The sequence below is a fragment of the Methanobrevibacter sp. genome (genome assembly GCF_030539555.1).
Lineage (GTDB): Archaea > Methanobacteriota > Methanobacteria > Methanobacteriales > Methanobacteriaceae > Methanocatella.
Window position 1 is genome coordinate 1 of the sequence record NZ_JAUNXX010000123.1, and the last position, 2,570, is coordinate 2,570.

General features: G+C 27.7%; 3 protein-coding genes. All 3 read left to right on the forward strand.

Annotated elements, in window-relative coordinates; translation table 11 throughout:
• The first annotated feature begins 39 nt into the window (after nucleotides 1–39).
• Nucleotides 40–495, forward strand: a complete 456-nt coding sequence (locus Q4Q55_RS10285) for a DUF3990 domain-containing protein (protein WP_292741276.1) — start codon at nucleotides 40–42, stop codon at nucleotides 493–495.
• On the forward strand, nucleotides 488–928 hold the full coding sequence (locus tag Q4Q55_RS10290) for a hypothetical protein (protein WP_295115554.1): 441 nt from the start codon (nucleotides 488–490) through the stop codon (nucleotides 926–928). The genes Q4Q55_RS10285 and Q4Q55_RS10290 overlap by 8 nt, the downstream gene beginning before the upstream one ends.
• A 395-nt stretch (nucleotides 929–1,323) precedes the next feature.
• A complete protein-coding gene (locus tag Q4Q55_RS10295; RefSeq protein ID WP_303372708.1) occupies nucleotides 1,324–2,505 on the forward strand; it encodes an ATP-binding protein in 1,182 nt (393 codons plus the stop codon).
• Nucleotides 2,506–2,570 lie beyond the last annotated feature (65 nt).

Consider the following 2,570-nt stretch of genomic DNA (forward strand, 5'->3'; position numbering starts at 1 on the left):
AATTATACTGAAAATGATTTATAAAGGGGCTTGAAACTCATGGAAATTTATCATGGAAGCACAGTAATCGTTGAAAAGCCTGAAATTAGAATTGAAAAATTCAACAAAGATTTTTACTTTGGATTTTACTGTACAGTTATGGAACAACAAGCAATCCGTTGGGCAACACGATTTGGAGAAGGTATTGTCAATGTTTACGAGTATTATCCTAATGATTCATTGAAAACTCTAAAATTTGAAAAAATGACTGAAGAATGGTTAGATTTCATAATTGCTTGTAGAAGTGGAATTCCACATGACTGGGACATTGTTGAAGGTCCAATGGCAGATGATACAATTTATAACTACATTCAAGAATTTCAAGATGGGAAGATTAGCCGAGAAGCATTTTGGGCATTAGTTAAATTCAGATATCCCACTCATCAAATTTGCTTCAACACAAAAAAAGCACTTGAAACAATTAAATTTAAAGAAGCGAGGAAAGTTTATGGATAAAAATAATAATTCATTATTTTATACCTGCAGCCTAGTTGAATTCATCTCAAGAGAAACAAAAAATAACAGAAAAGATGTCATCGAATATTTAGGTGAAGATCTGGAAAGAATTTATAACTATGAAGACGTATTTCATTGTGAACCAATTGAAAAAGTAGCAAATGATTTTATAATACGCAATAACATCCCAACCGGAGAATTTGATAATCTTTCAAAATGCAAATACAACATTCCAGATTATTGGGAAATTGGAGAGGTATTCGAAAGACTGATTGAAGATAATTATGATGAAAAAGATGTTTTTAGAGGTATAAAAGAAGTGTTTTCTTCATGGTTAGCCGAAAAAATACTGAATTTTAACTCAGATTTATATTATCAATCAAGACAATATCTAGCTGAATGTTATAAAGCTGGGGAAATCATAATTTCTTAATAAACGCAATTAAAGATAAATAACTTCAAAAAAATATGATTGAGGTTATAAACTGATATTTTTATAACTAATTATTTGTTGCAAAAATACATAATATACTTTTTGACCACAATAAGTTCAGCAATTCTTATATAACCAATTAAAAATATCGCATTCCAATATCTATAAAATATTAATCATTAGCAATAGCAGAAAACAGTATGTTTGAACCTCCCGTCGTCATACGACGAAAATATTCAACATCAATTACACATAATGTTTAATTATCATCTAACATGAAAAAATTAACAAGTATAAATAATTATACCTCATTAGATAAGTATAATTTTTTATACTAAATAGAAAATTATAATTTAATATACTATTATAAATAAATAAACTAATAGGTGAACTAAATGAATTCAAAACCCTTATTTTTACACGACAATTTAGATGAATATTTCTACAACAGGAAAGAAGATATCAAAAAACTCAAATACCAAATAGATTCCCTAAATTACTCATTACCTCAACAAATATTATTAACTGGATACAGAGGAGTAGGAAAAACCTATCTTCTAAAAAAAATAATGACAGAAATAGAACCCAATATAATATGCACATATATTGATATCGCACAACTTTATGCACGAACAAAGGAAGAATTAACAATAGAAACCGTACTTATTGAACTATTAAAAGAAATGAATCAAAGTATACAAGCAAATAACTACAAAAACAAGTACAAAGCAAAAATAACTGAATTAATAAATAATCTGAAACTCAAAAAATATGATTTCCATGACATAACAACCATACTTGACATACCCATACCTAAAAGTGAAACTAACTACGGAAAATTAAGTCAATTTGTAATGGAATTTCCTCAAAAAATAGTGGATGAAATGGATGAATTAAATGGATTTGTAATAATCATAGATGAATTCCAAATGTTAAGAAAAATAAACCATCTAGACAAATTCTTTTGGTTAATTCGAAGTTACAACCAAACACAGCATAACGTAAGCTATATATTCACAGGATCAATATCAAGAAGTTCAAATATCATAAACGAATTAAATGGTGAAAGTGGAGCGTTTGGTGGAAGATTACAACAAATAACAATCAATCCCTTCAGTAAAGAAGAAACAAAAGCATACTTTAAAGATAAAATGCGTGAAATAAAATTCACTGAAGAAGGATTCGAAAGATTTTACAAGTGCACAAGAGGAATACCATTATACATAAACAGTTTTTACAATATAATGGACAGTAATCAAATATACACACCAGAACTAGTGAAAAAAACATTTTTCACAAATATGGAGCAAATCCTAATAATGTGGATAAAAATTTGGAGCAGCTTAAACAACAACGAAAAAAACATAGTCGAACAATTAGTTGACAAAGATTCATTAACCTGGAGCGAATTACTAGAAAAAACAAATATTTCAAGAGGAACATTTAACAAATATCTAACAAGCCTCAAAGATAAAGGAATAATAAGTTACACAAACCAAAAATATTCAATCGAAGATGAAATGCTTAAAACATGGTTAAACTATGAAAAAGAAGTATATGGAATTTATCCATTATAAACCATAAGATCCATAAACTAATTGTTTTTTATTGAAAGGATATATTCACTTAATCTAACATGACT